Origin of the sequence: Corynebacterium sp. HMSC04H06, assembly GCF_001815935.1 — a bacterium.
GTDB lineage: Bacteria > Actinomycetota > Actinomycetes > Mycobacteriales > Mycobacteriaceae > Corynebacterium.
On record NZ_KV823445.1, the window covers coordinates 1 to 23,955 of the forward strand.

The 23,955-nt window shown below is 66.0% G+C and carries 23 protein-coding genes; 10 read left to right on the forward strand and 13 right to left on the reverse strand.

The genetic code is table 11. The features are described 5' to 3' along the window. The 4 genes from HMPREF3067_RS09260 to rimP form a co-directional block, all read right to left on the reverse strand. The coding region (locus HMPREF3067_RS09260) for a translation initiation factor IF-2 N-terminal domain-containing protein (RefSeq protein ID WP_210400105.1) at positions 1-688 on the reverse strand (688 nt) is incomplete at its 3' end. A gap of 107 nt (positions 689-795) precedes the next feature. Continuing rightward, entirely contained in the window at positions 796-1,155 is a 360-nt protein-coding gene (locus HMPREF3067_RS09265) for a YlxR family protein (RefSeq protein ID WP_070769442.1), read from the reverse strand. A gap of 133 nt (positions 1,156-1,288) precedes the next feature. Beyond that, a complete protein-coding gene (gene nusA, locus HMPREF3067_RS09270) occupies positions 1,289-2,305 on the reverse strand; it encodes a transcription termination factor NusA (protein WP_070769443.1) in 1,017 nt (338 codons plus the stop codon). 15 nt (positions 2,306-2,320) lie between these two features. Next, positions 2,321-2,878 (reverse strand): ribosome maturation factor RimP, encoded by a 558-nt coding sequence (gene rimP / locus HMPREF3067_RS09275; RefSeq protein WP_070769444.1) that lies wholly within the window; start codon positions 2,876-2,878, stop codon positions 2,321-2,323. 37 nt (positions 2,879-2,915) lie between these two features. Here rimP and HMPREF3067_RS09280 point away from each other — a divergent pair, with 37 nt between their 5' ends. Continuing rightward, positions 2,916-3,851, forward strand: a complete 936-nt coding sequence (locus HMPREF3067_RS09280; protein WP_070769445.1) for a hypothetical protein — start codon at positions 2,916-2,918, stop codon at positions 3,849-3,851. Between the two features lie 170 nt (positions 3,852-4,021). Beyond that, positions 4,022-4,351 (forward strand): transglycosylase family protein, encoded by a 330-nt coding sequence (locus HMPREF3067_RS09285; RefSeq protein WP_070769446.1) that lies wholly within the window; start codon positions 4,022-4,024, stop codon positions 4,349-4,351. On the opposite strand, the gene HMPREF3067_RS09290 is transcribed toward HMPREF3067_RS09285, so the two are convergent. Continuing rightward, positions 4,348-4,704, reverse strand: a complete 357-nt coding sequence (locus tag HMPREF3067_RS09290) for a DoxX family protein (protein ID WP_070769447.1) — start codon at positions 4,702-4,704, stop codon at positions 4,348-4,350. The genes HMPREF3067_RS09285 and HMPREF3067_RS09290 overlap by 4 nt on opposite strands. Next, complete coding sequence (locus HMPREF3067_RS09295; RefSeq protein WP_070769448.1) at positions 4,697-6,457, reverse strand: proline--tRNA ligase; 1,761 nt, start codon at positions 6,455-6,457, stop codon at positions 4,697-4,699. The genes HMPREF3067_RS09290 and HMPREF3067_RS09295 overlap by 8 nt, the downstream gene beginning before the upstream one ends. 30 nt (positions 6,458-6,487) lie before the next feature. Between HMPREF3067_RS09295 and yaaA the strand changes: the two genes are divergently transcribed. Continuing rightward, complete coding sequence (gene yaaA / locus HMPREF3067_RS09300) at positions 6,488-7,252, forward strand: peroxide stress protein YaaA (RefSeq protein ID WP_070769449.1); 765 nt, start codon at positions 6,488-6,490, stop codon at positions 7,250-7,252. A gap of 19 nt (positions 7,253-7,271) precedes the next feature. On the opposite strand, the gene HMPREF3067_RS09305 is transcribed toward yaaA, so the two are convergent. Beyond that, positions 7,272-8,564, reverse strand: a complete 1,293-nt coding sequence (locus HMPREF3067_RS09305; RefSeq protein ID WP_070769450.1) for a DUF4921 family protein — start codon at positions 8,562-8,564, stop codon at positions 7,272-7,274. A gap of 51 nt (positions 8,565-8,615) precedes the next feature. On the opposite strand from HMPREF3067_RS09305, the gene HMPREF3067_RS09310 reads away from it, so the two are divergent. After that, positions 8,616-9,482, forward strand: coding sequence for a PhzF family phenazine biosynthesis protein (locus HMPREF3067_RS09310; protein WP_070769463.1), 867 nt, complete (start codon positions 8,616-8,618; stop codon positions 9,480-9,482). A 19-nt stretch (positions 9,483-9,501) separates the two neighbouring features. Beyond that, entirely contained in the window at positions 9,502-10,968 is a 1,467-nt protein-coding gene (locus HMPREF3067_RS09315) for a protein adenylyltransferase SelO (RefSeq protein ID WP_070769451.1), read from the forward strand. A 131-nt stretch (positions 10,969-11,099) separates the two neighbouring features. Here HMPREF3067_RS09315 and mqo read toward each other — a convergent pair whose 3' ends face one another. Then, positions 11,100-12,602 (reverse strand): malate dehydrogenase (quinone), encoded by a 1,503-nt coding sequence (gene mqo, locus HMPREF3067_RS09320; protein ID WP_070769452.1) that lies wholly within the window; start codon positions 12,600-12,602, stop codon positions 11,100-11,102. A gap of 219 nt (positions 12,603-12,821) precedes the next feature. On the opposite strand from mqo, the gene HMPREF3067_RS09325 reads away from it, so the two are divergent. From HMPREF3067_RS09325 to HMPREF3067_RS09340, 4 genes are all read left to right on the forward strand, one after another. Then, positions 12,822-13,871 carry an alpha/beta hydrolase gene (locus HMPREF3067_RS09325; RefSeq protein WP_070769453.1) on the forward strand — a complete coding sequence of 350 codons (1,050 nt, stop codon included), beginning with the start codon at positions 12,822-12,824 and terminating at the stop codon, positions 13,869-13,871. A gap of 82 nt (positions 13,872-13,953) precedes the next feature. Beyond that, entirely contained in the window at positions 13,954-15,363 is a 1,410-nt protein-coding gene (gene mtr / locus HMPREF3067_RS09330) for a mycothione reductase (RefSeq protein WP_070769454.1), read from the forward strand. 340 nt (positions 15,364-15,703) lie between these two features. Continuing rightward, on the forward strand, positions 15,704-16,102 hold the full coding sequence (locus HMPREF3067_RS09335) for a hypothetical protein (RefSeq protein WP_070769455.1): 399 nt from the start codon (positions 15,704-15,706) through the stop codon (positions 16,100-16,102). 42 nt (positions 16,103-16,144) lie between these two features. After that, positions 16,145-16,534 carry a hypothetical protein gene (locus tag HMPREF3067_RS09340; protein ID WP_070769456.1) on the forward strand — a complete coding sequence of 130 codons (390 nt, stop codon included), beginning with the start codon at positions 16,145-16,147 and terminating at the stop codon, positions 16,532-16,534. Between the two features lie 104 nt (positions 16,535-16,638). On the opposite strand, the gene map is transcribed toward HMPREF3067_RS09340, so the two are convergent. The 5 genes from map to dxr all read right to left on the reverse strand — a co-directional run bounded on the left by map (position 16,639) and on the right by dxr (position 23,255). Then, complete coding sequence (gene map / locus HMPREF3067_RS09345; protein ID WP_070769457.1) at positions 16,639-17,508, reverse strand: type I methionyl aminopeptidase; 870 nt, start codon at positions 17,506-17,508, stop codon at positions 16,639-16,641. 76 nt (positions 17,509-17,584) lie between these two features. Beyond that, positions 17,585-19,444, reverse strand: coding sequence for a penicillin-binding transpeptidase domain-containing protein (locus tag HMPREF3067_RS09350; protein ID WP_070769458.1), 1,860 nt, complete (start codon positions 19,442-19,444; stop codon positions 17,585-17,587). 74 nt (positions 19,445-19,518) lie between these two features. After that, positions 19,519-20,682: a flavodoxin-dependent (E)-4-hydroxy-3-methylbut-2-enyl-diphosphate synthase gene (gene ispG / locus HMPREF3067_RS09355; protein WP_070769459.1), complete on the reverse strand. Its 1,164-nt coding sequence runs from the start codon at positions 20,680-20,682 to the stop codon at positions 19,519-19,521. A 174-nt stretch (positions 20,683-20,856) separates the two neighbouring features. After that, positions 20,857-22,065, reverse strand: a complete 1,209-nt coding sequence (locus HMPREF3067_RS09360) for a M50 family metallopeptidase (protein WP_070769460.1) — start codon at positions 22,063-22,065, stop codon at positions 20,857-20,859. Positions 22,066-22,088: 23 nt separating this feature from the next. Beyond that, complete coding sequence (gene dxr, locus HMPREF3067_RS09365; RefSeq protein WP_070769461.1) at positions 22,089-23,255, reverse strand: 1-deoxy-D-xylulose-5-phosphate reductoisomerase; 1,167 nt, start codon at positions 23,253-23,255, stop codon at positions 22,089-22,091. A gap of 164 nt (positions 23,256-23,419) precedes the next feature. On the opposite strand from dxr, the gene HMPREF3067_RS09370 reads away from it, so the two are divergent. After that, positions 23,420-23,884: a DUF2631 domain-containing protein gene (locus tag HMPREF3067_RS09370; protein ID WP_070769462.1), complete on the forward strand. Its 465-nt coding sequence runs from the start codon at positions 23,420-23,422 to the stop codon at positions 23,882-23,884. The last annotated feature ends 71 nt before the right edge of the window (positions 23,885-23,955 follow it).

The following is a 23,955-nucleotide window of genomic DNA, read 5'->3' on the forward strand; positions in this document are numbered from 1 at the left end:
CGCCACCGCGGCCGCGACCGCCCCGGCCGCCACCGCCGCCATTGGCGGACTTGGACGGCATGGAAGCGGGGTTCGGGTGCGACGGCATCATCGCCGGGGTAGGACGGCGACCGCCACCCTGACCGCCGGAGGACTGGCCGCCGCGCGGCTTGTTGTCACCGCGGCCCTGGCCCGGCTTGTTGCCACCGGAACGTGGGCCCTTGGTGCCGCCCGGACGCGGGCCGCCCTTGCCGCCACCGCGCGACTCGTTGGAGCCGCCAGTGGAAAACGGGTTGTTGGCCACCCGGCGGGTGCCGCCCGGCTTCGGCATCGGGCGCGGCATTGCGTTGCCCGGAGTCGGGCGCTCGCCGCGGCCCTGGCCCGGCTTCGGGGCGGACTTGCCAGCGCCCGGCTTCGGGGCTTCCTGGCCCGGCTTCGGGGTAGCTGCCTTGCCAGCCCCCGGCTTCGGCGCGGCGGACTTGTTCGAGCCCGGCTTGGGCTTGGATTGGTTGTCGGACTTCTGCTCGGCGGCGTTGTCGCCGCCGCCCTGCGCCTCATAGTGGGCGCGCATCTTCTTGACCACCGGCGGTTCGATGGTGGACGAGGCGGTCTTGACGAACTCGCCTTGTTCCTTCAGGGTTGCGAGCAGTTCCTTGCTGGTTACACCGAGCTGTTTAGCCAGCTCGTGAACACGTAGCTTTCCGGCCACTTGTCTCCTCTTGGGTTAGCTAGAGGCCATAAGCGCCGGAAAGGCGGTCATGACCCCTAGGGTTTACGTAGGACTTTCATCGCTGATGCTTCATCGTTGTGCGCTCATCAGTGTTCGGTCTTCCTTACAATCTCAGGGTCTTCCCCGCGGCCGTCGCCGGCCACAGCATGCGGTTCCTTGGCGGCTTTGGCCTCCAAGTACTTTCGAATCTGACCTGTGTCCACAGCTGCAGACACGCGAAGAGCCCGCCCGAAGGCGCGCCTTTTCTCCGCTAGCTCGTAAGCGGCCAGGGTGGGTTGGATCCACGCTCCCCTCCCCGGGTGCGACCGCTGCGGGTCGGGCACGGCGATGACCGTACCTTCGGCGGTGGTGGTTGCCACCACCCGCAACAATTCCGAGTCCGGATGCGTGGTTCGGTGGGCGATGCAAGTGCGAAGCCGGATGGGACGGGCCCGATTAGCTTGCACTCATTACCTCCGAATCTTGGCTTTGCTCCATGAAACCTGGCCGCGTTAGGGCCGTCCAATAGTTTACGGCAAAGTGGACTAAAAATGAACTTAGGCCCCACACTCCGCGTGTGGGGCCTAGAACAGCTCACGCCTACTCGTGGGCGGCGGCGTCCGCGTCCGAATGGATATCAATCTTCCAGCCGGTCAGGCGCGCGGCCAGGCGGGCGTTTTGCCCTTCCTTGCCGATGGCCAGGGAGAGCTGGTAGTCCGGCACGGTCACGCGGGCGACCTGGGCGTCCGGGTCGAGCACCTCGACGCGCACCACCTTGGACGGGGCCAAGGCGTTACCGACGTAGACCTCCGGGGAATCGTGGTAGTCGATGATGTCGATCTTCTCGCCGCCGAGCTCGCGCATGATGTTGTTCACGCGCTGGCCGCGCGGGCCGATGCACGCGCCCTTGGCGTTGAGCCCCTTGACGGTGCCGCGCACGGAGACCTTCGAGCGGTGGCCGGCCTCGCGGGCGATCGCCAGGAGCTCCACGGCCTTATCGGCCACCTCCGGCACCTCGAGCTCGAAGAGCCCGCGAACGAGCTCCGGGTGGGTACGCGAGAGGTTGATCTGGACGTTGTTGCCGTTGCGGCTCACGCCCACGACGTAGGCCTTGACGCGGTCGCCGTGCTCCAGCTTCTCGCCGGGGATCTGCTCGGCCGGCAGCAGGATGCCGTCCTGCGGCTCAGCCTCGGTGCCCAGCTGCACGACGATGATGCCGCGGGCGTTCAGCGTGGCCTCGCGCTCAACGATGCCGGAGACCACGGTGCCCTGGATGTGAGAGTAGGAGTCGAAAGTGCGGTCGGCCTCGGCCATGCGCAGGCGGCCGTAGATAGCCTCGCGGACCGCCCGGGCGCCGACGCGGCCGAAGTTTTCCGGCGTGTCATCGTATTCGGTGGCCAGCTCCCCCGTCTCTGGGTCCAGCTCGCTGACGATGACGGCGACCGCGCCGGTCTCCGAGTCGATGTCCACGCGGGCCTTGGCGTTGTCGCCGGCTGAGCCGCCGCGGTAGTCCAGGTAGGAGCTCAGCAGTGCGCCCGCGATGGAACGCAGCAGCTCGGAGACCGGAACCTCGCGTTCTTTCTCGATGGCCCGTAGTGCCGCCAGATCAATATTCACTTGTCGATCCTCTCGTTAGGCCGAGACACGCTCGGCCGCATGTTCAAAGTCTTCGCGCGCTACTTCCAGCTCGGCGGCTAAAGGTTGCGCGAATTCAATTTCTACCACTGCCCGGGCGATATTAGCCAATCGCAGGATCTCCACCTCAAGGTCCTTCTTGACGGTGCGGACCACGATGACCTCGGTGTTATCCGCGTTGAGCGCACCCAGGCGCCAGACAGTGCGCTGGCCCGGGGCATCGGCCAGCTCGACGGCCACCTGGCGGGCCTGGTTGCGGCGGAAGTGCCGCGGGGCAGTAAGCGGCAGGTCCACGCCCGGGGTGGAGACCTCCAGGGTGTAGCCGGCGCCGAAGTTGAGCTCGCCGGCGTCCTCGGCGGCGTCAAAGCGCTTCGAGATGAGATCCGAGACCTCCTCCAGCACGTCCGAGGTCGGCCGCCTATCCCCGTCCACACGGATGATTACCTGGGATTTCTTGCCCGCCCGCGTGGTCTTGATGTCTTCGACGTCGAGGCCGCGGTCCTGGATGAGCGGTTGCACGAAATCAGTCAATGTTGCCGAGTCTGGGAAAGCCATACCCTCAAGCCTAACCCGACCGGGTACAGTCTCTTGCGTGAACCGCCGAAAGCTTGCTGCCCCCGCCGTTGCCGTCATTGCACTCGCACCCGCCGCGACCGCCTGCCAACCCGTGGTGGACTATTTCGGCCCCCGCCCAGACGCCACCTTGGTCGAGCTCGCCCAGTCGGCAGAAGCAGACGCCCAGGCCTTGAGCGCCACCGATCCCGGGCACGCGGATCTGCGCCAGGGCCAGGCCGACGCGCTCTACGCGGAAGTCGCCCGCCTGTGCGGCACCCAGGACGGCCAGGTCCCAGCCTCCTGCGAGGTCGCCCACTCCGCTGAAGACTCTTCCGCCGGAGAAACAGTCGGCGGACAAACAGCCGCCGGCGAAGGCGCGGGAGACTCCGCAGATCCCGCGGCCGTGCTCACCCGCGCCCGCGACGAGGTGCTGGGCCAGCTCACCTCCGTGACGGCCGAGTCCCGGCCTCTCGTGACCGGTCAGGCCATCGATCTTTCCGCCGCCGTTAACGATCTCGCCGCGGAGTCCGGCGGCCCGGACGCGCCCGAGCCCGAACCCACGCCCGAGCTGGCAGTCGATGCCCTGGACCCAGAGCAGACCGATACGGCGCGGGAGCTACTGGACTGGGAATATCAGCAGTCCTTCGGCCTGGATTTCGCCCGCGCTTTTGCCGAGCCCTGGCTCGAGCCCATCATCGACGCCCGACTTGATAACCACGCGCACCTGACCGCCCAGCTTCAGCAGGCGCTGGCGGCCACCGGCGAGGTCCCGCAGCCGGCCGCCGGCTACGAGCCGGCCGGGCTGGAGCTGCCCACGGACGCGGCGAGCGCCGGGCAGTTCGTGCGGTCGCTGCGCGAGTCCAACGCCGAGACCTGGCGCGCTGCCGCCACCGACGAGGCCGCGCGCTTGAGCGGGCAGTCGGCCTCCACCGAGTGGCGCGACTGGCTCATCGCGGTCGCCGCCCACTCCTAGCGGGGAGCTTAACGCCGCCTGAACGGGCGGCCAGAAAACCTTTATCGGTTTTTGCGGAGGTTTTCATTGCATAGCCGCGGGTAACCGACCTAAGTTGGACGGTCGTTGGTTGCCGCTGGGCCCTGTCGCTCGCGCAACCAGGCAGACCTTGCACCCGATTTTAGGAGTTTATGTTTTCCCGGAAATCTTTCCTGTCCGCCGCAGCCGCTTCCGCGATCGGTGTCGCCGGCCTCGCTGCCCCGACGGCGGGCGCCGCTAGCCCCGACGCCTGGCAGCAGGTAGCCGCCTGCGAGTCCGGCGGCGACTGGTCTATCAACACCGGCAACGGCTACTACGGCGGCCTGCAGTTCAACGCCCAGACGTGGGCGGCACACGGCGGCCAGCAGTACGCCCCGCAGGCGGACCAGGCCACCCCGGAGCAGCAGATCGCCGTGGCAGAAAACGTCCTGGCCACCCAGGGCCCGGGCGCGTGGCCGAACTGCGGCGGCCCGCTGGGCTAGTTCGCCTGATAGATTCGGCGCGCCAGGTGCAGCATGGGAATCTGCAGCGGCAAGCGCACCACGTGATAGCAGCGCTTCGGCACCGAGCCGGAGCGCTCTTTCCATGCGTGGTAGAAATTGGCCGGCCAGACCGCCAGCAGCAAGGCGTACGCGCTGGCCGCGCCCGCGCGGCGGGTGTCCTTGCGCCACAGCAGGCCGGCGGTGGCTAGCTCCCACAGCCCGGAGGCATAGTTGTACAGCCGTGGGTGGCCGGGCAGCTGCGGCGGGACGATGGACTCGAATGCATCGCGCGCGGCAAAGTGCAGCACTCCCATGCCGCCCAGGGCCGCGGCGAAACCCTGCGCCTTATTCATCGCCACGCACCCGCTCCACCAGGGTGTCGACAATCTCGCCCACCGGGACCTCGAGGGTCTCGCCACCGCGCACGCGCAGCTCAATGATGCCGTCGGCGAAAGATCGGCCGAGGATGGCGATAAACGGCATGCCCAGCAGCTCGGCGTCCTTGAACTTCACGCCCGGGGAGACCTTGGGGCGGTCGTCGAAGAGCACCTCGATACCACGCTTGTCGAGCTTGTCCACCAGCTCATCGCCGGCGGCCATGGCGGCCTGGTCCTTGTTCGCGACGACGACGTGCACCTGGTACGGGGCGACCTCCACCGGCCAGTTCAGGCCCTTGTCGTCGTGGCGCTGCTCCGCCAGCACGGCCAGCATGCGGGTAATACCGATGCCGTAGGAGCCCATGGTGGGCGTGGCGCGCTTGCCGTTCTCATCCAGGATGGACACGTTGAAGGCCTCGGTGTACTTGCGGCCCAACTGGAAGATGTGGCCCAGCTCGATGCCGCGCTCCAGGCGCAGGGTGCCCTGGCCTTCCGGCGCCGGATCGCCCTCCCGGATTTCGGCGGCCTCGATGAACTCGTCGACGTGGAAGTCGCGGCCGGCCACCAGGCCGACGGTGTGGCACTGCGAGGCGTCCGCGCCGGTGATCCAGGAGGTGCCGTTGACCACGCGCGGGTCGGCGAGCACGCGCACGCCGTTGTCGTTGAGCGACTGTGGCCCGACATAGCCCTTGACCAGGAAGTCGTGGCGGGCGAAGTCGGCCTCCTCGGCCAGCTCGAACTCGGCCGGCTCGAGGCTGGCCTCTAGGCGCTTCTCATCCAGCTGGCGGTCGCCCGGGATGAGCACGCCGGCCAGCTCCCAGTCCTCGCCCGGCTGGCGGGTCTTGATGACCATGCACTTGAGGGTGTCGGCGGCCTCGACGGCCCGGCCGTCGACTTCGATGCCGGCCTCCTGGGCCCAGTCCACCAGGGCCTCGATGGTGCCGGCCTCCGGGGTCTCGTGGATCTGCGCTTCCGGGGCGCCGGCGAAGTCGCGCTCGGTCGGGGCCTGGGTGACCACGGCCTCGACGTTGGCGGCGTAGTCGCCGTCGGTGGCGCGCACGAAGGTGTCCTCGCCCACCGGGGACACGGCCAGGAATTCCTCCGAGGCCGACCCGCCCATCGCGCCCGAGGTGGCCTGGCAGATGGCGTAATCAATCTCCAGGCGGTTGAAGATGTTCTGGTAGGCGCGACGGTGGCGCTGGTAGCTGTCCTCCAGCCCCTCGTCGGTCATGTCGAAGGAGTAGGAATCCTTCATAGTGAACTCGCGCCCGCGGAGCACGCCCGCGCGGGGGCGCTCCTCGTCGCGGTACTTGGTCTGGATCTGGTACAAGGTCACCGGGAAGTCCTTGTAGGACGAGTACATGTCCTTGACCGCGGTGGTGAACATCTCCTCGTGCGTCGGCCCGAGCAGCATGTCCGCGCCCTTGCGGTCCTTAAGGCGGAAGAGGTTGTCGCCGTACTCGGTCCACCGGTTGGTCTCCTCGTAGGGCTCCCGCGGCAGCAGTGCCGGGAAGAGCACTTCCTGGCCGCCGATGGCGTTCATTTCCTGGCGGACGACGTCCTCGATCTTGCGCAGCGCCCGCAGCCCCAGCGGCAGCCACGTGTAGATGCCCGGCGCGGCTCGACGCACGTAGCCTGCGCGGACCAGCAGCTTATGGCTAGGGACTTCCGCATCCGCAGGATCTTCGCGGAGGGTACGTAAAAACAGCTCAGACAGGCGAGTAATCATGTCACAAATATACCCCGCTACCCTAAAACTATGTTCATCATCCTCCCTCCCTCAGAGACGAAGTCGACCGGCGGCGAAGGCGCTCCCCTGGATCTGGAGTCGCTGTCCTTTCCCGCGCTGACCGAAATCCGGCAGGACATAGCCGCGGATCTCAGCGCGCTCGAGCCCCGCGAGGCCCTCGGAGTGCTGGGCATTTCCGACAAGCTCCTGCCCTCAGCGGAGGCGAACCAGCAGCTTTTTGCCAACCCCACTACCCCGGCGCTTTACCGCTACACCGGGGTGCTCTACGACGCCCTGGAGCCGGCCAGCCTGCCGTCGGCCGCGCTCGAGCACCTAGCGGTCGGCTCGGCGCTGTTCGGGGTCGTGCGCGCCGGGGACCTCATCCCACACTACCGGCTGTCGGGCTCGACCAAGCTGCCCCGGCGCGCCCACCCCGCGAAAGCCGCACCCACGATGAAGAAGCGGTGGGGCAAGGCCATCACGGCCGAGCTGAAGAAGCTACAGGAGGACGGCGAGCTGATTATCGATCTGCGCTCGGGTGCGTACAAGCAACTGGGCCCGGTGCCCGGCGCGCTGACGCTGCGCGTGGAATCCGTGCAGCCGGACGGTAGCCGCAAGGTGGTCAGCCACTTCAACAAGCACTACAAGGGCCTGGCCGCCCGGGCTCTCGCCAGCGCCCAGCAGCCCGCCAGCGATGCCGAGGGGGTTGCCGAGCTGCTCGACCAGGCCGGCTTCACCGTGGAGCTGCCTGAGACCACCGGCCGGCCCGCCGGGGAGATGACCCTGGTGGTCTAGCATTTCTCAGCCGGCCTGCTTAGAGGCTGTAGCGCAGGCAGTTGTGCTCGGTGTGGCACTCGTCGCCCAGGCGGATGTCCGGGGTCACCCGGCCTTTTCCGTGGGCGGTGGCAAGCGCGTCGAGCACCTTGTCTTTCAGGCCCCACGGGCTGATGGTGTTGATGTAGATCTTGGTTCCTCCCTCGAAGCCGGCCAGCGTCGAGATGCGCAGCTTGATGAGGATCCGCCAGGGCTGCGGCACGGCCACGTCGACGGGCTGGTGGTGCCACTCCTCGTTGCAGGCCACGGCCGGGCCCACCGCCGCGTGGGCGGCATGGACTAGGTCGCTGACGGCCCGCACCTCCTCGGCGCTTTGGCGCCAGGGGCGGCCGATCGCGGACTTGGAGAAGACCTCCAGCGTCGGGTAACGGTGCCCGAAGCCGGCGAAAAGCACCGCGTGCTGGTTCTCCGCGATGACGAGATTGTGCTTCACGGCGTAGCCCACCGCCCACTCGTTGTACATGTTTGGGTGGGAGCGCAGCAGCTGGACCTCCCGCTGGGAGGCCATGCCGCGGTCGTCGATGGCCACCAGCTGCTTGTGCAGGTGCTCAAACGACGCTCCCGCCGGCGCCAGCCAGTTCTGGAACGCGGCCACGTAGGACACATACCGGTTGTGTTCATAGAGGTCCCGCATGGAATCAATACACAGCTGCATCATCCGTAGGTGCTCGTCCGGGGTCAGCCGCCCAGAGGATAACAGCCCGCCGTCGGAATCCACGTGCCGGTCCGCGATGATGACGTCGTGCCCGCCGCCGAAGAAGGGCGCGGCCGCGGCCTGGAATTCCTCTTGACCCGCCGGCAGGTCCTGCCCGCTGGCTTTGGCCTTCGCGGCGATGATGGCCTCGACATGGCGACGCCCCTCCGGGTTCGCGAGGTAGGCCTCCTGGTGGGCGGCGGTGGCGGTGTCCATGCGGTAGCCGTAGTTGGCCCGCCAGTAGTCGTAGGAGACGATCTCGAACAGGTTGGGCACGCGCCTAAACAGCGGTGTGGTCGCGTCGAGTTCGGCGGGCATGGCGTGCCGGACGATGGTCCCGTCGGCCAGGATCCGCGCCTTTTCCGGCGGGGTTTCCAGCTTTCGCCCGGCGCAGAAGGCGCACCGCTTATCGTCTTCGGCCTCGGTGGGCTGGGGCGTGTCGTTGGTGGTAGTCAAGGGCCGGTTGCCCCGGCCGGGCACCGTCCACACTTCCGTCCCGGAGAAGGGGTTGACCTGTTTGATAGTGCCGTCGGCCATGGTCTGGATGGGCTCGACGCGGGAAAACAGCGGAAGGTTCATGCCCTCTACCTTAGGCGGGATAGCGTGCGCCGACGCGCTATGATCGCCGCCATGCGCCACGAATATTGCGAAGTCGATGTCTTTGCCACCACCCCGTTTAGCGGCAACCCGCTCGCGGTCATCGCCGACGCGGACGCATTAAGCGACCAGCAGATGCAGGCAATCGCCAATTGGACGAACCTGTCCGAGACCGCCTTCCTGCTGCGCCCCACCGCGCCGGAGGCAGACTACCGGGTGCGGATTTTCACCCCGCACACCGAGCTGCCCTTCGCCGGGCACCCCACCCTGGGCAGCGCGCGGGCCTGGCTCGCCTTCGGCGGAACCCCGCGCCAGTCCGGCCAAATTACCCAGGAATGCGCCGCGGGACTTATCACCATCCGCCAGGACGCCTCGGGCGGCGGCCCCCTTTTCTTCGCCACCCCGCCCCTGCAGAAAAAGGGCCCGCTGAGTGAGGACGAGCTGGCCGACAGCTGCCGTGCCATCGGCGTGGACACGGCTGCGGTCATCTCCCACGCCTGGGTGGACAACGGCCCGGGCTGGCGCATGGTCCAGCTGGCCGACGCCGCCGCCGTGCGCGCCCTCGGTTCCTTCCGCCCCACCACCCCGCACAAGCTCGGCGTCGTGGGGATGGCTGGACAGCCCGGCGCGCACGGCGACAGCAACGGCGCAGCCCGCGACGACTCCCCGGCCTATGTCATCCGCGCGTTCACGCCCGACCACGAGGATCCCGTGACCGGCTCACTCAACGGCGGGGCCGCGCAGTTCCTGCGCTCCCAGGGCGCCGTGGGAGCGGAGTACTGGGTCAGCCAGGGCACGTGCCGCGGCCGCGCCGGGCGGGTGGAGATCCGCGACGACGGCGACGATCTCTGGGTCGGCGGCCGGGCCACGGTGCGGATTGCCGGCCACGTGGAGACCTAAATCCCGTTAGGCTAGGCCCATGACGTTTGTTCTAGGCAACGGCACCGAACTAACCGCTGATTTCGCCGCGGCGTTGCCCGACTTCGTGCGCGCTAGCTGGGGCGAAGAGCAGCCCGACCCGCGCCTGGTCCTGCTCAACCGCCCGCTGGCAGTTCGTCTCGGGCTCGACCCGGAGTGGTTGGCCAGCCCGGAGGGCATCGCCTTCCTGTGCGGGCGCGGCAACCCCGCGGACCAGCCCCCGCAGGCGATGGCTTATGCCGGCTTCCAGTTCGGGCAGTTCAACCCGCACATGGGCGACGGGCGCGCACTGCTGCTGGGCGAGGTCCGCGACGCGCACGGGGTCCTTCGCGACCTGCACGTTAAGGGCTCGGGCCGGACGCCGTTTTCCCGGCCGGGGGCGGACGGGCGCGCCACCCTGCCGGCCATGCTGCGCGAGTACGTCTTCTCCGAGGCCCTGCACGCTATGGGGATTCCCACCACGCGCTGCCTGGCGGTCATCTCCACCGGCCGGCCCGTGGCCCGGGAGCGCGCCCTGCCCGGCGGCCTTTCCGTCCGCGTGGCGGCCAGCCACCTGCGGGTGGGCACGTTCCACTACGCGCAGCTGCGCGGCCCAGAGGCCACCCGCTCGCTCGCGGACTACGCCATCCGGCGGCACTACCCCGCCCTGGCGGATTCCGCCGAGCCTTACCGAGACTTCTTCCGCGCCGTCATGGAGGCCCAGATAGCCACCGTCGTCCGCTGGCAGGAGGCCGGCTTCATCCACGGAGTGATGAATACGGACAACACGACCATCTCCGGCGAGAGCATCGATTTCGGCCCCTGCGCTTTCGGCGAGCGCTTCGACCCGCACGCGGTCTTTTCCTCCATCGACCGCTTCGGCCGCTACGCCTTCGGGCACCAGCCCAACATCCTGGGCTGGAACCTGACCCGCCTGGCCGAGTCCCTGCTTCCCATCCTGAGCGACAACCCCAGCCGCGCGACCGAGGTAGCCCAGCAGGAAGTCGATAGCTTCGGCGAGCGTTTCGGCAACTACGCCACCGACTACACGCGGCGCGAGACCCTGGGCCTTTCCGACGACGCCCCCGACGCGCTGGTGCGCTGCTGGCGCGAGCTGCTCGCCGAAAGCCAGCCGGATCTGACTACCTGCCACCGCGACCTCGCCGCGGCCGCCGGCGGGGATCCTGAGGCTACCCGGCGCCTGACCGACACGCTGGGCGAGAAGGAGTGGGTAAACGAGTGGCTGGCCGCCGGCCCGGATGCTGCGCGCTTGGACCGGCACCACCCGCGCTTCATCCCGCGTCCGCGGGCGGTGGAAAACGCCCTGGACGCCGCCGCGGACGGTAACTTCGCCCCCACCGAACGCCTGGTTACCGCCCTGACCGACAAGGGCGCGGACGTGGACGCGCTGCCGGATGACGAGCGCGAGCTGCTCACCCACCCGGACCCGGGTGGCTTGGAGAACTATCTGACCTACTGCGGGACCTAAGGCCGCCGCCTCCCCGTCGCCTCACCCCACGGGCGCGACGGTCATTGTCTGGGGAAACGCACCAAGCCCCGCCTGACGGCCAAGGGCCGTGGCGGGGCAAGTGTTAGAAGACGCTGTCTAAGCTAGAAGGCTTAGTCTTGGTCCAGCTTCAGGGTCTTCTGGGTGAACTCCCACATCTCGTCGAAGAGCTTCTGGTTCTTGGTCAGCTTTTCGCCGTAGGACGGGATCATCTCGTAGATCTTCTCGGACCACTGGATCATGTGCTCACCGAAGCAACGCTCCAGCAGCTCCAGCATGACGGCCGGGGCGATGGAAGCGCCCGGGGAAGCGCCTAGCAGGCCGGCGATGTTGCCCTCCGGGTTGTTGATCAGCGTGGTGCCGAATTCCAGGGAGCCGAAGCGCGGGGCCGGGGCCGGTTTGATGACCTGGACGCGCTGGCCGGCCACGATAGTCTCCCAGTCATTCAGGTCGGCGGACGGCACGTACTCGCGCAGGGACTTCATGCGGTCGTCGAAGTCCTTCATGACCTCCTGCACCAGGTACTTGGTCAGGCCGAACTCCTGGGCGGCCACGCCCAGGTAGGACGGGATGTTGTCCGGGCGGATGGACTTGAACAGGTCCAGGTTGGAGCCCTTCTTCAAAAACTTCGGGGTCCAGCCACCGTACGGGCCAAACAGCAGGCCCTTCTCGCCGTCGATGACGCGGGTGTCCAGGTGCGGCACGGACATCGGCGGGGCGCCGACGCTGGCCTTGCCGTAGACCTTGGCCTGGTGCTGCTTGATGAGCTCCGGGTTGGTGGCACGCAGCCACAGGCCGGAGACCGGGAAGCCAGCGTAGCCGGCGACCTCGCGCACGCCGGCCTTGCGCAGCAGGCCGAGGGCGTAGCCGCCCGCGCCGACGAAGACGAACTTCGCCTTGGTCATCTGGGTATCACCGGTGTGGCGGTTCTTGGAGTAGATCTTCCACACGCCACCGTCGCGCTTGAGGTCGTAGACCTCCTGGCCGTAGCGCACCTCAGTGCCGGCAGCCTTGGCGGCGGTGAGGAACTGCTTGGTCAGGGCGCCGAAGTTGACGTCGGTTCCCACGTCGGTCCAGGAAATGGCGACCTTTTGGGAGTTGAAGTCGCGCCCCTGGGCCATCAGCGGGAGCTTCTCTGCGAAGACGGAATCATCCGCGGAGAACTGCATCTCGGGGAACATGTGGTTCTGGTTGATCAGTTCGTAGCGGCGCCGCAGGTAGTCCACCTGGATTTCGCCCTGGGCAAAGGACATGTGCGGAACCTGGTTGATGAATTCCCGCGGGTCCGTCAAGATGCCGTTGTTGAGCTGGTGGGACCAGAACTGGCGGGAGATCTGGAACTTCTCATTGATGTTCATCGCCTTGGAGGCATCAATGCGGCCGTTCTTCTCCGGGGTGTAGTTAAGCTCACACAGCGCGGAGTGGCCGGTGCCAGCGTTGTTCCACGGCGAGGAGGACTCCTCGGCGGGAGCGTCGAGGCGCTCGAAAACCATCTGGGTCCAGCTGGGCTCTAGTTCGCGCAGCATCGCACCCAGGGTGGCGCTCATAATGCCGGCGCCGACGAGTGCTACGTCTACCTCGTCAACTGCTTGGACGACGTTTTTTGCGGGGGACACCTTGTTACTTACCTCTTCATATTCAATGATTGTGGTCAAAGTTTCGCAAAAGGGGCTATCCGATCCTTTCGCAGCGCAGTGCCTGGGTCACCGGCTTCGCGGCCCAGGCAAACGCGTTGTCTACAACCCTACGCTGGTAGCCCGGCGATTTGTACAGACGCCCCGCCGAAGACGTGATTGAGGCGGAATTGAGGCGCAAGTGTGCCTAAAGTTGGGGGCATGAGTGTGAACCAACCCGAACACTGGCACCCCGACCGTTTGGGCGCGGGATTTTCCGCCCGCGCCCTCGAACTAGGCCCCGATCCGCTAGGTGAAGGCGATCTGTGCGCCACTCTCGTCCGGTACTACCCCGGCCCAGACGGCGCCGCTGATGCTCCCGCCACCACCGTGGCGGACGGCCCAGAGGGGGACGAAGAGTTCGCTTCCCGCCCAGCCCTTTTGTGGGTGCACGGGATGACCGATTACTTCTTCCAGGCACACGTGGCGCGCTATTTCCACGCCCGCGGCTATGCCTTCTACGCCATTGATCTACACAAATGCGGCCGCTCCCGCCGGGATAGCCAGACATGGCATTACGCCGCGGCGATGGAGGAATACTACGCCGACCTCGACGCGGCCTTGGAGGTTATCTGCGGCCCGCACCCGGATGTCACTCCCCTCGCACATTCGACGGCCGGGGTCATCGTTCCGCTCTGGTTGGACCGGCTGCGCACGTCCCAGCCCGCCGCACACGCACGAGTGTCCTCGGCGATATTTAACAGCCCGTGGCTCGACATCATGGGCGTGCCGAAGCCCGTGTTGCAGGCCGCCAAGCCGGTCATCAACGCCATCGGCAAGGGCTTCCCGAAGGTGGCCTTCCCCGGCGGGGGCTTAAGCGCTTTCGGCGACTCCATCCACGCCTCCCGCTACGGCGAGTGGGACTACGACACCACACTCAAGCCGCTGTCCGGACACAAGAAGTACCTGGGCTGGCTGCGCGGGGTCATTGCCGGCCAGGACCGGATCCACCAAGGGGCCATCGATATCGGCGTGCCGGGGCTGGTGCTGTGCTCGACCCGCTCGCGGCTGGGCAAGCCCTATTCGCTGGAGACGGACACGGCCGACGCCGTCGTGGATGTCTCCCAGACCGTCCACTGGGCTCCCCGCTTGGGCAACGACATTACTGTCTGTCCGATCCTGGGCGCCCGGCACGAAGTCTTTTTGTCGCTGCCGCCCGCGCGCCGCGAGGCCTTTGAGATTAGCTCTCACTGGCTAGCACGGGCACACTAGTAATAAAGGACTACCTTCAAGGCTCAACGAGGCCTTAATCTTCGGGCCCTACTTCCCCACCAGTTATATAAGGAGAAAATCCATGACCCAGTCCGCCGCCGCCCCGGCTGTCGACGCCCACTATGACCTCATCATCATCGGCGCCGGTTCCGGCAACTCCATCCCCACCCCGGACTTCGACGACAAGTCCATCGCCATCGTCGAATCCGGCCGTTTCGGGGGAACCTGCATGAACGTCGGCTGCATCCCGACGAAGATGTACGTCTACGCCGCCGATACCGCCTACGGCACCCGCACGGCCGACAAGCTGGGCATCCAGGCCCACGTGGACAGCATCGACTGGGACTCCCTCGTGGACCGGGTCTTCCACCAGCGCATCGACAAGATTGCCGAGGGCGGCGAGGCCTACCGCCGCGGCGACGAGACCCCGAATATTACTGTCTACGACCAGCACGCCAGTTTCGTGGGCCCCAAGACCATCCGCACCGGCCAGGGTAAAGAAGCCACAACGATTAGCGGCGAGCAGATCATCATCGCTACCGGCTCGCGCCCGCTTATCCCGGAGGTTTACGCGAACTCCGGGGTAACCTACCGCACCAACGAGGACATCATGCGCCTGGAGCGGCAGCCGCGCTCGCTGATTATCGTCGGCGGCGGGTTCATCGCCATGGAATTTGCCCACGTCTTCGACGGGCTGGGCACTAAGGTCACCATCATCAACCGCTCGGAGGAGCTACTGCGCTTCCTCGACAAGGACCTATCCTCCCGTTTCAACGAGCAGGCCAAGGAACGCTTCGAGGTCATCACCGGTGCCAATGGCACCGCCCTGCGCGAAGGCGGCGAGGGCGTCGAGCTGGAGCTGGACAACGGCCAGACAATTACCGCCGAGGAGATCCTCATCGCCACCGGCCGCGTGCCCAACGGCGACCAGATGAACCTGGACTCTGCCGGGATCGAGATGCGCGAGGACGGGCGCATTGCCGTCGACGACTACGGCCGCACCACTGCGGAGGGCGTGTGGGCGTTGGGCGACGTCTCCTCGCCCTACATGCTCAAGCACGTCGCCAACGCGGAGACCAAGGCCGTGCGCCACAACATCCTTCACCCGGACGACATGCGCCCGATGCCCCACGATCTGGTCCCCTCGGCTATCTTCACCCACCCGCAGATCGCCACCGTGGGGCTTACCGAGGACGCCGCACGCGAACAGGGGTACGACGTAACCGTCAAGGTCCAAGACTACGGCGACGTGGCCTACGGCTGGGCGATGGAGGACCACACGGGAATCTGCAAGCTCATCGCGGACAAAGCCACCGGCCAGCTGTTGGGCGCGCACTACTACGGCCCGCAGGCGTCCACCCTCATCCAGCAGATGATCACCGTGATGGCCTTCGGCTTGGACGTGCGTGAGGTCGCCACGAAGCAGTATTGGATCCACCCGGCCCTGCCGGAGCTCACGGAGAACGCACTCTTGGGGCTAGATTTTTCCTAAATTTTCCCAAAAATTCACCCCGACCGCGGGTCTGACCACTTCACCATCCACCACATTAGTCACACCAGCATCAGCATAGCAGGGATTTTAGCCTGGATCAGTTTTCCTTAATTTAATTTAAGTTTATTAAGCTTGGAGGAGACTGATAGCTTTTTCTACCCCAATTAGTGTGAACAGGCTGCATTTGCGCACCATATCCGTTAGCATTCCTCTTTGACACCGGCTCCAGCCACCATCCGGGGACCGAGTGTAATCTGGCAATCCGCTGTGATTGCCACACAACACAACAGGTTTCCACGAGGGAAGCCTTGCACATTACGACCTCTCTTAAGGATTTAATATGCGTATTCGCAAAGCAGCCATCGCTGGCGCCACTGCCGTCGCTGTAGCCTTCAGCGGCACCTCCATCGCTACCGCTGAAACCACCGTTGACCAGGGCGACAACCAGATCGTCAAAGAAAACCACACCAACCTGACCACCGATGGTGCTGAGCAGGACACCACCGACAAGGACTACACCCCGAGCCTGTCCTCCCAGATCAACACCGGCCTGAACCTCGAGGGCGACAAGGCAGCCGACGGTGTCTCCATCTTCGGTTCCTCCAAGGACTTCACCAATGTCCCGAACTGGGCAAAGGCTCTCTACGGCCTGCTGATCGCCGGCGGCATCGGCTCCGTGCTCGGCATGATCGTTGGCCCGCTGGACAACTTCATCAAGTACGGCCCGTTCTCCCGCTAAGACAGCACTCAGCTCAACTCGTTTCCCTGAAAGGTAACTAAAATGCGTAACTTCCGCACCGCAGCTGTTGCTGCCGCCACCGCTCTGACCGTCGCCGTTTCCGGCACCGCCGTCGCCTCCGCCGAGAACGCCAACTCCAGCTCGAGCTCCATCGGCTCCTCGTCCTCCCAGTGGGGCAAGGACCTGGGCGCTTGGACCGAGGGCGAGGACGGCAAGCCCGTCATCGAGGACGATAACCAGGTTTCCGGCGTCGACCTGTTCGGCTCCGAGAAGGCAGATGATGAGGATCTTCCGGACTGGGCCGTCCTGTTCCGCGACACCACCATCGCCGGCGGCGTTCTGTCCCTGGTTGGCGGCCTGATCGCTGCTTACAACTACGCTGTGTTCAACGGCATCCTGCCGGGCCACATCTTCGACGGCCTGTTCAAGTAAAGCGTTTACTCGAATACGCTAAAGCGCCGGTCCTCCTTGTGGGGCCGGCGCCTTTTTGTGCCTTCTCCCTGTTCGGCGTGGGCACCGGCGGGGAGGAAGGGTGCTTAGTTCTCGTCCGGGAGGGTGAGGATTTCGTTGCCGTCCTCGGTGATGACCAGGGTGTGCTCGAACTGGGCGGTGAACTTGCCGTCCTTGTTCTGCACGGTCCAGCCGTTAGACCAGATGTCGTAATCCAGGGAGCCCAGGTTGATCATCGGCTCGATAGTCAGGGTCATGCCCGGCTCCAGAACGTTGCGGTAGGCCATGGAGTCGTAGTGCAGCACGACCAAGCCGTTGTGGAAGGTCGGGCCCACACCGTGGCCGGTGAAGTCCTCGACGACGTTGTAGCCGAAGCGCTTGGCATAAGACTCGATGACGCGGCCGATGACGTTGACCTCACGGCCCGGCTTGGCGGCCTTGATGCCGCGCATCATCGCTTCCTTGGTGCGCTCAACGAGCAGCTTGTGCTCCTCGGAGACGTTGCCGGCGAGGAAGGTGGCATTGGTATCGCCGTGCACGCCGTTCTTGTACGCGGTGACGTCGATGTTGACGATGTCGCCGTCGGCAATCACTGTGCTATCCGGGATGCCGTGGCAGACAATCTCGTTAAGGGAAATGCAGCACGACTTCGGGAAGCCCATATACCCCAGGGTCGACGGGTAAGCACCGTGGTCGCACATGTACTCGTGCGCCACGCGATCGACCTCGTCGGTGGTCACGCCCGGGGCCACCGCCTTGCCGGCCTCCTGCAGGGCGTTGGCCGCAATCTTGGAGGCCTCACGCATGGCCTCGATGGTCTCCGGGGTCTGGACGAACGGCTCCCCAATATTTTCTTGGACCGTGTCCTTCCAGACGTATTCGGGGCGCTCGATGGACTCATCGACAGTGCGCACGGGAGTTTCTTTACCAGGTTGCAGTTTTCCGCGGTTAGTCATGCTCTCCATCGTAGTCCCCATGACGGCAAAGCAACCCGCCGGGTTCAGACGTCGTTAACGCTGCGCGCGGCGCGCGTTAGTTCTCCGCCGGGGCCGCTGGCGTGTCCGGATCCGGCTCGGCGCGGTACTGGTCGAGTTTCTGGAAGAAGCTGTCCGTTATCGCCACGGAGACCTCCGAGCCGCCGCCTAGGACCACCAACGTGGCGAAGGCGATATCATCGTCGGCGCGGTAGCCGGTAAACCAGGCGTGCGAGCCCTCGTTGATCTCGGCCTCGCCGGTCTTGCCGTGGATTTCGCCGCCGGCCTGCATGCCGGAGGCCGTACCGTTTGTCACCGTCGCCCGCATCATCTGCCGCAGCTTGTCGATGATTTCCGGGCTTGGTCCGTTGACGTCCTCACTGGCCTTGGTCCCCCGGCCCGCCAGGAGGGTCGGCACCGGCCGCTTGCCGGCCGCCACGGTCGCAGAGACCAGCGCCATGCCAAACGGGCTGGCCAGGTCGTGGCCCTGGCCGTAGCCGGCCTCGGTGCGCTCCAGCGGCTCCTCGCCCATCGGCACCGAGCCGGTGATGGTGTTTAATCCCGGCACCTCGTAGTCGATGCCCAACCCGAAGGCCTTCGACATGTCTTTCAGCTCGCCCGGGGCCAGCTTGGTGGAGATATCAGCGAAGGTCGTGTTGCACGATTGGGCAAACGCGCGCTCGAGCGGGACATCGCCCAGCGCGAAGCCGTTGTAGTTGGTTACCACGCGGCCGTAGATATCCATCGTGCCTGGGCACGGCACGATCGTGCTGGAATCCAGGCCCTGGTGGTCAACGCCCGCCCCGGCGGTGATGATCTTGAATACCGAGCCCGGCGGGTACTGGCCCTGCAGGGCCAAATCGCCCTTCTTGTCGGCCTCGGCGGTCTGCGCAACGGCCAGGATTTCACCCGTCGACGGGCGCATCGCCACCATCATGGCCTCCTGCCCCGCCCGGGCATCGACGGCCTCCTGGGCGGCGCGCTGGACGTCGTAGTCGATGCCCACCTTCAGCGCCGGCGCCGGCTCCGGGGCGTGGCGCTCGACGTCGCTGAGGGCGGCGCCGTGCTCGTTGACCACGGAAATGCTCCAGCCGTTGTTGCCGTCCACATCATCCTGGACCAAGGAGCGCACACGCGACATAATATCCGGCGCGAAACCGGGGTCCTTCGTCACCAGGGCCGGTTCCTCGTTAAGGCGCACCGCGTCCACCCCGGCCAGTTCTTCCTGCAGGATCTTGCCGGCGGCCTCGCTGTACATCCCAACCGAATAGATGCCGGTGTTGTCCTCCAGCGTCTTGGCCAGCTCCTTGGCGTCGATGTCGCCGACGGTCTCATCCTCGGCTTTGGCGCGTGAGACCGCGTCGGCAATCCGCGCGGCCAGCCCGCGGGGCGAGGAGGTCTTCTCCCCGTCTACCAACAGGCGGAACTCCGTGCCGGGCTTGAGCAGCTCCACCCCGTCGGAGCTGACCACCCCGGCCCGCTCGGCTTCGATGGCACGCAGCTCCAAGTGCTGATTCGCCCCCAGCTTGGGATGGATCATCGATGGCTGCCAGCGCACGGTCCATTCGTCGTTGGACTTGGTCAGCGCCATCTGGGTGTCGTAGTGCAGCTGCCGATCCCGTGGCAGCGTCCAGGTCACCGAGTAATCCACGGTCGCGTAGCCCGGATCGTGGCTGTTGACGCCAGCCAGCTCGAAGTCCACGCCTTCGGCCTGTAGGCCGTCGTAGCTTTCCTGGAAGGTCTGCCGGGTGGCCTCAGCATTATCGACCAGCCCGTCTAGGGATTCCGTGTCACCTTCCTCAAGAGCGGTGAATACCTCTTCGGCCACCGGATCGACCGACGGCGGCTTCGGCGTACAGGCCACTACCCCGGTACTACACAACGCTGTTACGCACAGCAAAGCCACCGCCTTTTTCATATGTGCAAACATTACTCAAGCGGTGGCTGCCGGCCGTGACCAACACATCTTTCGTGCCGGCCTAAGCCAATTTGTTATTTCGTGACGCGTACCTCGGCCTTGGCGCCCTCGACGGCTTCCATGCCTTCTTCCTCAGCAATGCGCTGAGCTTCCTCGATGAGCGTTTCGACAATCTTGTCTTCCGGCACGGTCTTGATGACCTCGCCCTTGACGAAGATCTGGCCCTTGCCGTTGCCGGAGGCAACGCCGAGGTCGGCATCGCGCGCCTCGCCCGGGCCGTTGACCACGCAGCCCATGACGGCCACGCGCAGCGGGAACTCCATCCCGTCGAGGCCGGCGGTGACTTCCTCGGCCAGTGTGTAGACATCGACCTGGGCGCGGCCGCAGGACGGGCAGGAGACGATCTCCAGCTTGCGCGGGCGCAGGTTCAGCGACTGCAGGATCTGGTCGCCCACCTTGATCTCTTCCACCGGGTCGGCCGACAGGGACACGCGGATGGTGTCGCCAATGCCCTGGGACAGCAGCGAGCCAAAGGCCACCGAGGACTTGATGGTGCCCATGAACTTCGGGCCGGCCTCAGTAACGCCCAGGTGCAGCGGGTAGTCGGTCTGCTCGGCCAGCTGGCGGTAGGCCTCCACCATCAGCACCGGGTCGGAGTGCTTGACGGAGATGGCGATGTCGCCGAAGCCGTGCTCCTCGAAGAGGCCGGCCTCCCAGATGGCGGACTCGACCAGGGCCTCCGGGGTGGCCTTGCCGTACTTTTCCAGCAGGCGCTTGTCCAGGGAGCCGCCGTTGACGCCGATACGGATCGGGATGCCGGCGTCGCCGGCCGCCTGCGCGACCTCCTTGACGCGGCCGTCGAATTCCTTGATGTTGCCCGGGTTCACGCGCACCGCGGCACAGCCGGCTTCGATGGCCTGGAAGATGTACTTCGGCTGGAAGTGGATGTCCGCGATGACCGGGATGGGCGACTTCTTCGCAATAGCCGGCAGCGCCTCGGCGTCGATGGGCTTCGGGCACGCGACGCGCACGATGTCGCAGCCGGACGCGGTCAGCTGCGCGATCTGCTGCAGTGTGGCGTTGATGTCGTGCGTTTTGGTGTTGGTCATCGACTGGACCGAGATGGGGTGCTCCGAGCCCACGCCGACGGGGCCGACGGAAAGCTGACGGGTCTTACGCCGCGGGGCCAGGGTAGGCGGCGGTCCTTCGGGGATGCCGAGACCAATAGAGGTTGACATGCACGCTCCTTGCTTGTCTGATTTGCCGGGCTGTCCTCGCCCCTCCGACAGGCGCCGCCCGCAGAGGACGGAAACCAGCTAGGAAAAGTAGGGACAGGTTGTGCGGTACTACCGATAACGCCCCCACTTTAGCACTGCCTGGCGCGCACCGACGCCTGCGCTGGGGCGGGCCGGTCAGCCGAACAGCCGGATGGGATTGACCACGTCCGCGATGATGATGACCGCGCCCACGGCCAGCAGTGCCGCCGCAATCGCATAAGTCACGGGCATGAGCTTGGTGTAGTCCGCCGGGCCGGCGGGTTGCTTGCCTGCCATCCGCCGGAAGAAGTCGCGGATCTTTTCGTAAATAACCACCGCGATGTGGCCGCCATCAAACGGCGGGAGGGGTATGAGATTGAACAAGGCTAGGAAGAAGTTCAGCGTCGCCAGCATCATGAAAAACGCCGCCCACAGGTTGTTTTCCACCAGCTCGCCGCCGACGCGGGAGGCGCCCACCACGGACATCGGCCCCTGCTCATCGCGCTCGGCGCCGAAGATGGAGGCCACCACGCCCGGGATCTTTGCCGGGAACTGCTTGATCCCCTCGACGGTTGCCTCCAGCATGTTCCACGAGTAGTGCCAGGTGGCCGGCCACGCCTCCCAGAAGCCGTACTGCCGGACCGTGTCCAGCGGCTGGTTGACCAGCCCGATGGACCCGGCCTCGACCAACTCCCCCTGCGGGTTCGGGCGCAGGACGGTATCAAGCTGCACCTCGACGGTGCGGGACTGGCCGTCGCGCTCGATGCCCAGCTCGACGGTCTTACCCGGCAGTTGGATGACCTCGTCGCGCAGGGCGGTGAAATCCGGTACCTCCTCGCCGTTCAGGGTCAGGATGACATCGCCCGGGCGCACCCCGGCTGCGGCCGCCGGGCCGTCGCCCTGACACGGCTCCAGGTTGCCGGCGGCATCCGCGTCGGCGCTGCAGACGGTCTCGCCCACGCGCGGGCGGTAGTCCGCCTTCGGATCGGGCAGGCCTGCGGTCTGGGCGACGATGAAGAGGATCAGAAAGCCCAAAACCAAGTTCACGGCCACACCGCCGCTGAGCACCGCGATGCGCTGCCACCACGGCTTGGTGTACATCGCGTGGGGCTTTTCCTCCTCGGTGAGGAACTCGTCCTGCGGGGTCATGCCCGCGATATCACAGAAGCCGCCGACCGGCAGGGCGGCCAGCCCGTACTCGGTATGCCCGCGGGTAAAGCCCACCAGCTTCGGGCCGAAGCCGATGAAATAGCGGCGCACCCGCATCCCGAAGGCGCGGGCGGTGAGCATGTGCCCTGCCTCGTGCAGGGCGATGGTAATCCCGATGCCTAGGGCGAACAGGGCTATCCCCAAGATATTGGCCATTAACAGTACCGCTTTCTAGCTGGCTAGCGGGCGTAATAATCCACGCGCTCGTTGGCGCGGGTGCGGGCCTCGCGCTCAACGGCGAGGACATCGTCGACGCTTGAGGGTACACCAGCATAACCGCCGCAGTCACCTACCACTTCGCCCACGATGTCTACAATGCGCGGGAAGCGGATCCGCCCGGCAAGAAACGCCGCGGCCGCCTCCTCATTCGCGGCGTTATACACCGCCGGGTGGCTGCCGCCCGTGGTAGCCACCTGGCGGGCCAGTTGCACCGCGGGGAAGGACTCATCATCCAGCGGCTCGAACTCCCACGTGTAGGCGTTGCTAAAGTCCAGCGCCGGCGCCGCATCCGCCACGCGGTTCGGCCAATCGAGGGCAAGGGAAATCGGCAGCTTCATCGACGGCGGGGAGGCCTGCGCCATGGTGCAGCCGTCGGCGAAGGTGGCCATCGAGTGCACGATGGACTGCGGGTGCACGGTGACCTCGATATCGGCGGCCGGCAGGTCGAAGAGCAGAGTCGCCTCGATAAGCTCCAGGCCCTTGTTGATGAGCGTGGCCGAGTTCAGGGTGTTCATCTGCCCCATCGACCACGTCGGGTGCTGAGCGGCCTGCTGCGGGGTCACGTCCCACATCTGCTCACGGGTCCAGCCCCTAAACGGCCCGCCAGAGGCGGTCAGCACCAGCGAGCGCAGCTCCGCGCGCCGGCCCGCCAGCAGCGCCTGGGCCATGGCGGAGTGCTCCGAGTCTACTGGCACGATCTGCCCCTGGCGGGCGGCGTTGGTGACCAGTGCGCCACCGGCCACCAGAGATTCCTTGTTGGCCAGCGCCAGGTAGGCGCCGGTCTCAATGGCGGCCAGGGTGGCTTTCAGCCCCAGTGATCCGACCAGGGCGTTGAGCACCGTGTCCGCGGTGACTAGGCGGGTAAGCTCCTCCGCGGAGTCTGGGCCGGCGATGACCTTTCCGCCCAAGGCCTCCGAGACCTCCGCGGCCGCCTGGGGGTTGGCCACGGCGACGTGGTTAGCCGAAAGGTTGAGTTGCCGGGCCTGTTCGGCGATGGCTTGCGGGTTGCTGCCGCCGGCGGCGATGCCGACGACCGCGAATTTGTCGGGGTTGGCCCGAATGACTTCCACTGCTTGGGTACCGATTGAGCCGGTAGATCCCAGGATCAGAACGCGCTTAATACTCACCCGTCCTAGAGTAGTAGCTCCGCGGGCCCCGCGCGGCGGGGGTGTTCGATCGCAACGGCGGCTGGGAATGTTCTAAAATAGGGCACAGATAGTTGGCCTATAGCGCCGTGCCGCGCCCCGGCCTGGGGCGTGTGCTTTAAGGCGCACACGCAAAAGGAGTGCACGTGTCTTCCCACAAGTTGGTTCCTGAGGTCCACGGCGGAGTTTCCACCGATGACGTCCCCTCGGCAGAGTTCGGCTGGTCCCGTACCCCGCATACCGGTGTTCAGGTCGCCGGCTGGATCACCGTCCTAGTCCTGCTGGGCTACAACTTCGGTAACCACCAGGGCCACGTGGAGACCATCTACCTCTTCCTCTTTGCCGCACTGATCGCCATCGGCCTCATCATCGACCTCTTCCAGCCGAAGATGAAGCAGGTGCGCACCATCACCGCCCGCAACCAGCCGGAGGGCTACCAGGAGCTGGACTGGACCTACGAGCAGAAGACGATCGGCGGCCCCTACGCGGAGCTGACCGACTCCCAGCTGCGCGCCCTGAACATCGAGCCTTCCCGCGTGTCCCATCTGCGCGTCGGCGAGGCCGCCGAGGCCACTGGCAAGACCGTCCCGACCGCCCAGGTAGAGCGCTAGAAAGCGCACGCCCGCGCAAGACTAAAGCCGCCCGCACCCTTTGAACTGGCCCCCGAAAGTTGGACTGGTTT

Excerpts from the sequence above, each read along its gene's own strand:
- yaaA (WP_070769449.1), top strand. The coding sequence starts at position 6,488 with ATGTTCATCATCCTCCCTCCCTCAGAGACGAAGTCGACCGGCGGCGAA.
- ispG (WP_070769459.1), bottom strand. The coding sequence starts at position 20,682 with ATGTCAACCTCTATTGGTCTCGGCATCCCCGAAGGACCGCCGCCTACC.
- HMPREF3067_RS09350 (WP_070769458.1), bottom strand. The coding sequence starts at position 19,444 with ATGAAAAAGGCGGTGGCTTTGCTGTGCGTAACAGCGTTGTGTAGTACC.
- HMPREF3067_RS09305 (WP_070769450.1), bottom strand. The coding sequence starts at position 8,564 with ATGAACCTTCCGCTGTTTTCCCGCGTCGAGCCCATCCAGACCATGGCC.
- HMPREF3067_RS09335 (WP_070769455.1), top strand. The coding sequence starts at position 15,704 with ATGCGTATTCGCAAAGCAGCCATCGCTGGCGCCACTGCCGTCGCTGTA.
- HMPREF3067_RS09285 (WP_070769446.1), top strand. The coding sequence starts at position 4,022 with ATGTTTTCCCGGAAATCTTTCCTGTCCGCCGCAGCCGCTTCCGCGATC.
- rimP (WP_070769444.1), bottom strand. The coding sequence starts at position 2,878 with ATGGCTTTCCCAGACTCGGCAACATTGACTGATTTCGTGCAACCGCTC.
- mtr (WP_070769454.1), top strand. The coding sequence starts at position 13,954 with ATGACCCAGTCCGCCGCCGCCCCGGCTGTCGACGCCCACTATGACCTC.
- HMPREF3067_RS09315 (WP_070769451.1), top strand. The coding sequence starts at position 9,502 with ATGACGTTTGTTCTAGGCAACGGCACCGAACTAACCGCTGATTTCGCC.
- HMPREF3067_RS09325 (WP_070769453.1), top strand. The coding sequence starts at position 12,822 with ATGAGTGTGAACCAACCCGAACACTGGCACCCCGACCGTTTGGGCGCG.
- HMPREF3067_RS09295 (WP_070769448.1), bottom strand. The coding sequence starts at position 6,457 with ATGATTACTCGCCTGTCTGAGCTGTTTTTACGTACCCTCCGCGAAGAT.
- HMPREF3067_RS09340 (WP_070769456.1), top strand. The coding sequence starts at position 16,145 with ATGCGTAACTTCCGCACCGCAGCTGTTGCTGCCGCCACCGCTCTGACC.
- HMPREF3067_RS09310 (WP_070769463.1), top strand. The coding sequence starts at position 8,616 with ATGCGCCACGAATATTGCGAAGTCGATGTCTTTGCCACCACCCCGTTT.
- HMPREF3067_RS09360 (WP_070769460.1), bottom strand. The coding sequence starts at position 22,065 with ATGGCCAATATCTTGGGGATAGCCCTGTTCGCCCTAGGCATCGGGATT.
- map (WP_070769457.1), bottom strand. The coding sequence starts at position 17,508 with ATGACTAACCGCGGAAAACTGCAACCTGGTAAAGAAACTCCCGTGCGC.
- HMPREF3067_RS09290 (WP_070769447.1), bottom strand. The coding sequence starts at position 4,704 with ATGAATAAGGCGCAGGGTTTCGCCGCGGCCCTGGGCGGCATGGGAGTG.